Source organism: Streptomyces albidoflavus (assembly GCF_000719955.1).
GTDB classification, from domain to species: Bacteria; Actinomycetota; Actinomycetes; order Streptomycetales; family Streptomycetaceae; genus Streptomyces; species Streptomyces albidoflavus.
This window is the reverse complement of sequence record NZ_JOII01000043.1, coordinates 49,079-55,837: the sequence shown is the minus strand read 5'-3', so window position 1 is coordinate 55,837 and position 6,759 is coordinate 49,079. Positions and strand designations below refer to the sequence as shown.

General features: G+C 74.3%; 7 protein-coding genes. 1 reads left to right on the top strand and 6 read right to left on the bottom strand.

The window, feature by feature from the left end; all coding sequences use genetic code 11:
- The coding region (locus IF45_RS0128460; RefSeq protein ID WP_030310376.1) for a low temperature requirement protein A at window positions 1–1,202 on the bottom strand (1,202 nt) is incomplete at its 3' end.
- A gap of 221 nt (window positions 1,203–1,423) precedes the next feature.
- Here IF45_RS0128460 and IF45_RS0128455 point away from each other — a divergent pair.
- Window positions 1,424–1,603, top strand: coding sequence for a hypothetical protein (locus IF45_RS0128455; RefSeq protein WP_003950217.1), 180 nt, complete (start codon window positions 1,424–1,426; stop codon window positions 1,601–1,603).
- 130 nt (window positions 1,604–1,733) lie between these two features.
- Here the strand turns inward: IF45_RS0128455 and mscL are convergent, their stop codons facing one another.
- The 5 genes from mscL to IF45_RS0128430 form a co-directional block, all read right to left on the bottom strand.
- The gene (gene mscL / locus IF45_RS0128450; RefSeq protein ID WP_003950218.1) at window positions 1,734–2,261 is read right to left on the bottom strand and encodes a large conductance mechanosensitive channel protein MscL; all 528 of its coding nucleotides are present in this window, start codon (window positions 2,259–2,261) and stop codon (window positions 1,734–1,736) included.
- A 144-nt stretch (window positions 2,262–2,405) separates the two neighbouring features.
- Window positions 2,406–2,954 carry an RcpC/CpaB family pilus assembly protein gene (locus IF45_RS34135; RefSeq protein ID WP_242536789.1) on the bottom strand — a complete coding sequence of 183 codons (549 nt, stop codon included), beginning with the start codon at window positions 2,952–2,954 and terminating at the stop codon, window positions 2,406–2,408.
- Window positions 2,955–3,791: 837 nt separating this feature from the next.
- The gene (locus tag IF45_RS0128440; protein ID WP_018471685.1) at window positions 3,792–4,685 is read right to left on the bottom strand and encodes an S-methyl-5'-thioadenosine phosphorylase; all 894 of its coding nucleotides are present in this window, start codon (window positions 4,683–4,685) and stop codon (window positions 3,792–3,794) included.
- 88 nt (window positions 4,686–4,773) lie between these two features.
- Window positions 4,774–5,127: an FmdB family zinc ribbon protein gene (locus IF45_RS32710; protein WP_003950221.1), complete on the bottom strand. Its 354-nt coding sequence runs from the start codon at window positions 5,125–5,127 to the stop codon at window positions 4,774–4,776.
- A gap of 67 nt (window positions 5,128–5,194) precedes the next feature.
- Window positions 5,195–6,520 carry an MFS transporter gene (locus tag IF45_RS0128430; RefSeq protein ID WP_030310370.1) on the bottom strand — a complete coding sequence of 442 codons (1,326 nt, stop codon included), beginning with the start codon at window positions 6,518–6,520 and terminating at the stop codon, window positions 5,195–5,197.
- Between the last annotated feature and the right edge of the window lie 239 nt (window positions 6,521–6,759).

Here is a 6,759-nt window from a genome sequence, read left to right as displayed (position 1 = left end):
CACCCACCCCCCGCCCGCTCCTCGCCCCGGTTCCCGTCAGCCGCCACGCCGACCACCACCGCGCCGGCGCACACCACCCCCGCCGCCGGCACCGCCCACTCCGTCAGCAGGGTGCAGGCCAGGACCAGCCCGGCCGCCACCGGCAGCACGCCCTGTCGCCAGCGCCTCGGGTCCACCTGGTACCGCCGCACGTGCAGCGCCCAGACCGACACCAGGTAGATCGCGGTCGGGACCGTCGCTGTCGCGGCCGCGCCCAGGCTGGAGATGGGAGCCTGGTCCACGACGTCCTCGACGGCGATCTCGATACCGGCGCCGATGCCCGCCACGGAGGCCAGGACGACGTAGTGGCCGTAGCCCCACAGGAAGGCGCGGCGGCTGGTGGTGAGGCCGGCGTGGACCGGGACCGCGAAGTAGATCCACCAGGCCGAGAAGACGATCAGCAGCCCACCGCCGGCCAGCGGCAGCAGCTCGGTCAGCGCGTCGTGCTCGTCCACCGCCGACTTGACCGCGATCGTCGCCGCCGAGATGGACTCGCCGAGCACGATGATGGTGAACAGGCCGTACCGCTCCGCGATGTGATGCGGATGCCAGGGCGTCATCGCGCTGCGCTCGGCCCAGTACGGAACGCTCAGCTCGCAGGCGGCCAGCGCGAGGAACACCCAGGGGCGCTGCCCGGCCGGCGTGAACAGCAGGGCCACCCAACCCGCCTGACAGGCCAGCACCCCGCACCCGTACCGCAGGGCGGTCCGCCGTTCCGGGCCTCGCGACGCGCGGGCCGCCCGGAACCACTGCGAGCTCAGCGCCACCCGCATGATCACGTACCCGACCCAGACGACGAGGTAGTCCTCCGCCTCGAAGGCGTGGCGTACCCCGGCCGCGAGTACCAGCACCCCGGCGATCTGCACCAGCGTCGTCACCCGGTACAGCACGTCGTCGTTGTCGTACGCCGAGGCGAACCAGGTGAAGTTCATCCACGCCCACCAGACGGCGAAGAAGACCATGGCGTAGTTGAGCAGCCCGGGCCCGATCCGCTCCTCGGCGAACGCGCTCACCAGCTCCGCCCCGGCCTGGCCCACCGCGACCACGAAGCAGAGGTCGAAGAGGAGCTCCAGGGGCGTCGCGACCCGGTGTTCCTCGTCGCGCCTGCGAGCGACCATCGGCAGCAACGGGGAGCGGAACGGCAGCGGGGGCGGCGACGTCATGGCGCCCACCCCAGCAGAGCGGCCCCCGACTGCCGTGGAGCCGCGCCAGGAGGCACCCCAGGGCGCGGGAGGGGAGGCGGGGCGCCGGCCGGGTCGACGACCGGGTGGACGGCCGCCCGCCCCGCCCTGGGCCGGCAGCCGAGGCCACCGCGTCCCGGGGTGGCGGACCACACCGGCGCACACCCCGGCGTGCGGGCCCCCGCCGGAAGTACGCTGGAGCCATGAGTACCGCCCAGACCCCCGACCCGCGCGATCCCAAGGACGTGCTGGACTTCGACGACCCGCTGAGCCGACCGTCCTCGGACGACACCGACCGGGGCTGGGGCGAGTCGCCGGCGAGCAGCGGTTCCGCGGCGGACCTGGCGCGCTTCCTCGACGAGAAGCCCCCGCACCACATCTGAGCCGGGGGCCCCGTGTGCCCGCCGCCGTCCCCCGAGCGCCCGCCCCGGCCACGCCGCCACCGGCCCGCCCGGCGGGCCACGGTGGTGGCGATCTCCTCGGCTGCCGCGAGTGCCGTGGCAGCCTCCCGGATCAGCCCTGCGGAGGCTGCGGCCCCGTGGTGCCGGGCCCGTCCTCGCGCGACGCCGGACCGGCGGTGCCCGAACGCTGGGCGACCAGCTCGTCCCGGATCTCCTTCAGCACCTCCAGCTCGCTGACCTCCATGGCCTCGGCGACGCCCTCCTTCTCCGCCTTGCGGGCGGCCTGGCGAGCCAGGTACTTCGCCATCGGCAGGACCATGAGGAAGTACACGACGGCCGCCGTGATGAGGAAGCTCAGGGTGGCGCTGAGGACGTTGCCCCACATGATCGGGATGCCCTCGACGACCTCCCCCGTCTCCTGGTTGTACTTGCACGGCCCGGAGAGGCAGGAGCTGTAGCGGTTCAGGTCCTGGGTGCCGATCGCGCCGACCAGGGGGTTGATGACCCCCTCGACGACCGAGTTGACGATCTTGGTGAACGCGGCGCCGATGACGACCGCGACCGCCAGGTCGATCACGTTGCCGCGCATCAGGAACGCCTTGAAGCCGTCCAGGAGGCTCGGTTCCTTCTTCTCGCTCACCACGGGGCCCTTCTTCGCTGACGGTTCTGGAGGAATCAGCTCCGCAACCTACGCCAGCGTTGGGCCAACCTGTCCAATCGCATCCCACGATCGAGGGACTTGACGAACAGGCGGTGAGCAGTACGTGAAGCACCCGCAGTGGGTTCAGCACACCGTCACCACCAACTGCGTCCCGGACCCGGCTCCGGAAGCCGCCGGCACACCCATCGCCGCGCCCGCCAACGCCTCCGCCGTCGCGCGACGTACCCGCAGCAGCACCAGCCCCTGACGAGAGCCACCGGGATCATCGAACTCCGGCCACGGCGCCTCGCCGGCCGACCCTTCCCCACTCGCCCCCGTCTCCCGCGAACCGTCGGGCACGGCGGCGCCCGGTACGCGCAGCACCTCCGCACAGGACGCGATCCGACGAGCCCTGGGCCCGCGACCGCCGCCCGCGTCGTCCGGCGGCGGAGCCAGCACGTCCACCCGGTCGCCGGGTCGCAGAAGGCCGGGCGTACCGCCATCAGCCAGGCGCACGGGCGCCGTCACGAAGCGCCCGGCAGCGGAAGCCGACGCGCCAGGGGCATCAGTCCCGGCCACCTCGACGCGCTCCGACGCCGTGGCGCCACCCGCCGCCTCCGCGCCCGGAGCGTCCCGCGACGCCTGAGCCCCCGGCACCGCCCACCACACGGCACCCACCAGCAGCCCCGCCACCAGGACCCACCCCCGCCACCGCCCCGCCACGCCAAGGCGCGCCCCGCCACGGACCCGCACCGGCGCGAAGGGAACGACCCGGCCGGGCGGTGGCACCCCGTACCCGGGCACGGCATGGGGCCCGTCGACGTACAGGGAGAGGTCACCGGTCGGCGGCGCCTGGGCAGGCGGCCCGGTCGGGGCGGACTGCGGAGAGCCATGAGCCTGCGGAAGCCGCCGCGCGGCCGAGGCGGGGGAGTGGCCGGGCCGGACCACAGCGTCGGCCGGACCGGGCGAACCGGGAGCCGTGGCCGAGGCGAGGGGCGCGAGGGCCACGGGAATGCTGTCGGGAGCGTAGGAGGGCACCGGAGGCACCGCCTTCCGTGAGGGGAACTGGCTCCCTCACGATGCGGCCCGGCCAAGCCCGCTGCCGGAGGTTGGGGACGGCGGCGGGATTGTGGACAACTCCGGCACCCGAACGGGACGTTCCGCCCCGCGCCCCCACTCGGCCCCCTCCCCAGCCCCGCCGACGCGCACACCCTGACGCCCGAGCCACCACCCGGACGAGCCACGCCCGGGTGGTGGCCACCCCGTCCCAGCCATACGCCCCGACTCGGACCCCGCTCTGCGTTTCGACGCGGACCCGGCTCTACGCCCCCAACCCGGACCCGGCTCTACGCCCCCAACCCGGACCCGGCTCTACGCCCCCAACCCGGACCCGGCTCTACGCCCCCAACCCGGACCCAGCTCTACGCCACCGACCCAGACTCAGCCCACCGTTCCCGGCCCAGACCCAACCCGGCGTCCCCACCCCGACCCAGCCCAACGCCCCGCCCCAAACCCCGACCGCCCCCGCCCTCAAGCCACCCCGATCCCCGTCTCCCGCCCCCCGAGCGCCCGCGCGCAAAGGCACCCCCGCTCCGGTCCCGCCGGCAGCTCCGCGACCGTGTCGAAGAGGACCGCGCGCAGTCGCTCGATGTTGGCGGCGAAGACCTCCAGGACCTCGTCGTGGGAGACGCCCTCGCCGGTCTCGGCGCCCGCGTCGAGGTCGGTGACGAGGGTCAGGGAGGTGTAGCAGAGCTCCAGTTCGCGGGCGAGGGCGGCTTCCGGGTGGCCGGTCATGCCCACCACGGACCAGCCCTGTGCCTGGTGCCAGAGGGATTCCGCGCGGGTCGAGAAGCGCGGGCCTTCGACGACGACGAGGGTGCCGCCGTCGACCGCGTCCCAGCGCCGGCCCTGGGCCGCCCGCAGTGCGGCCTTGCGTCCGACGGGGCAGTAGGGGTCGGCGAGCGAGACGTGGACGACCTCGGGGACCCGCTCCCCGCCGGGGGCCTGGGGGTCCTCGACGGGCAGGCCGTCGTAGTACGACTGGACGCGGTTCTTGGTGCGGTCCACGAACTGGTCCGGGACGAGCAGCGTGCCCGGCCCGTACTCGGGGCGCAGCCCGCCGACCGCGCACGGGCCGAGGACCTGGCGGACGCCGACCGAGCGCAGGGCCCAGAGGTTGGCGCGGTAGTTGATGCGGTGCGGCGGGAGGTGGTGGGCGCGGCCGTGGCGGGGGAGGAAGGCGATGCGCCGGCCGGCGACCTCACCGAGGAACAGGGAGTCGCTGGGAGCCCCGTAGGGGGTGTCGACCTGGACCTCGCGCACGTCGTCGAGGAAGGAGTAGAACCCGGACCCGCCGATGACCCCGATCTCCGCCAGGGGGGCCGTGCCGCCGTCGTCCGCTGTCGTCTGCGCCGTGTTCACCATGGCCGTACGGTAGCGGCCCGCAGGGCCGGGCACGCCGACGACCCCGCCCGCCGGGCCGGAGCCGGGCGGACGGGGTCGCGGGAAAGAATCAGGCGGTGGCCGTGCTGGTGGAGCCGGAGCCGGAGGAACCCGATCCGGACGAGGCCGAACCGGAGGACGACGCGGCCTTCTCCGAGGAGGAGGACGAGGAGGACGACCCGGAGGCGGCCTTCTCCGACTTCTCCGCGGGCTTCGACGACGAGGCGGGGGCGCTGCTGGACGAGGCTCCCCGGCTGTCGTTGCGGTAGAAGCCGGATCCCTTGAAGACGATACCGACGGCCGAGAACACCTTCTTCAGGCGGCCCTCGCAGCTGGGGCACACGGTCAGCGCGTCGTCCGTGAACTTCTGCACCGCCTCGAGGCCCTCGCCGCACTCGGTGCACTGGTACTGATACGTCGGCACTTGCTTCCTCCTGGCACTCTCACTCATTGAGTGCTAACGACGATCCATAGTGACGCATTCCGCGCCCTCAGTCCACTGCCGCCGGGGTTCGGTGACCGATACCACGCCCGGTTCCGCCGGACGCCACCGGCCCGCGCCCCGCGCCACCGGGCCTCGGCACCAGCCGGGAACGCAGCGCCACCAGCACCACGAGGGCCAGCACCGTCCCGCCCAGCGGCACCGCGAACCCGGCCCGTGCCCCGAAGGCGTCGGCCAGCGCGCCCGAGGCGGTGACCGCCCCGGCCTGCCCGAGGGCGACCGCGCCGGTCAGCCAGGTGAACGACTCCGTACGGGCGCCCGGCGGGACCAGGCTGTCGATCAGCGTGTAGCCGGTGATCAGGGCCGGGGCGACGCAAAGCCCGGTCAGCAGCCCCGCCACCGCCAGCGGCGCCAGCGAGGGCATCGCCCACAGGGTGGAGGCGGTGACGGCCAGGGCCGCGTAGCCCACCAGGAGGCGGCGCTGGGGCGGGGCCGACCAGGCGACCACGCCGTAGACGATGCCGGCGAGGGTGTTGCCCGCCGCGAAGACGCCGTAGAGCAGGCCGTTCATGCCCGGGTGGCCGGCTTCCTCGGCGAAGGCGGTCAGGGAGACCTGGAGGCCGCCGAAGACCGTGCCGATGCCGAGGAAGGCGACGGCGAGGACGCGGACGCCGGTGACGGAGAGGGCGGAGCGGGAGGCTCCGGCGGTCGCGGCGCCCGGGGCCGGGCGCGGGGTGACCTCGGGCTGGGTGGAGCGCTGGGCGGCGAAGAGGAGGCCGCCGAGGAGGGAGAGGGCGCCTTCGGCGGCGAGGCCGGCCGCCGGGTGGACGCCGGTGCAGAGCGCCGTGGCGATCACCGGGCCGAGGACGAAGGTCAGCTCGTCGGTGACCGACTCGAAGGCGGCGGCCGTCCCCGCGAGCGGGGTGTCGCCGAGCCGGGCCGCCCACCGTGAGCGGACCATCGGCCCGATCTGCGGCACCGAGGCACCGGTGGGGACCGCCGCCGCGAAGAGCGTCCACAGTGGGGCGCCGGTCAGGGCCAGCACGGTGAGGAGGGCGACCGCGGCCGAGTGCAGCAGGACGCCCGGTACGAGGACCGCGCGCTGCCCGAAGCGGTCGGCGAGCTTGCCCGCCTGCGGGGCGAGCAGCGCCATGGAGACACCGGCGACGGCGGCGACCGCGCCGGCCACGCCGTAGGAGCCGGTGGTGTGCTGCACCAGCAGCACCAGGGAGATCGTCAGCATCGCGAACGGCAGCCGGGCCGCGAAGCCCGGCAGCAGGAACGTCCAGGCTTTCGGGGTGCGCAGCAGCTGTCCGTATCCGGGGCGCTTCGTGGGGCGATCGCCGGAGGGGTCGACAGTGACCGTGGATTCCACGGCCCGTCCCTTTCTGCCGCCTGAGGGCGTGCCCGCTGGCGGGCGCCGAGAGCTGTCCACTAACGCGCGGAACTGCGGTAGATGCCGGGCCACCCGGTGGGGAGGACTCCACGGCCGCCATACGGTCGCGCCAGCTCCGCGTCAGGCAGAGTTGGTCGGTTCAGGGTTCGTTCATCGTACAGCCGGCGGCGGGGCAAACCTGCCCACAAGCCGCCGGTACGGGACCGGGCCCGCCCCTC

Excerpts from the sequence above, each read along its gene's own strand:
- IF45_RS0128440 (WP_018471685.1), bottom strand. The coding sequence starts at position 4,685 with ATGGTGAACACGGCGCAGACGACAGCGGACGACGGCGGCACGGCCCCC.
- IF45_RS0128455 (WP_003950217.1), top strand. The coding sequence starts at position 1,424 with ATGAGTACCGCCCAGACCCCCGACCCGCGCGATCCCAAGGACGTGCTG.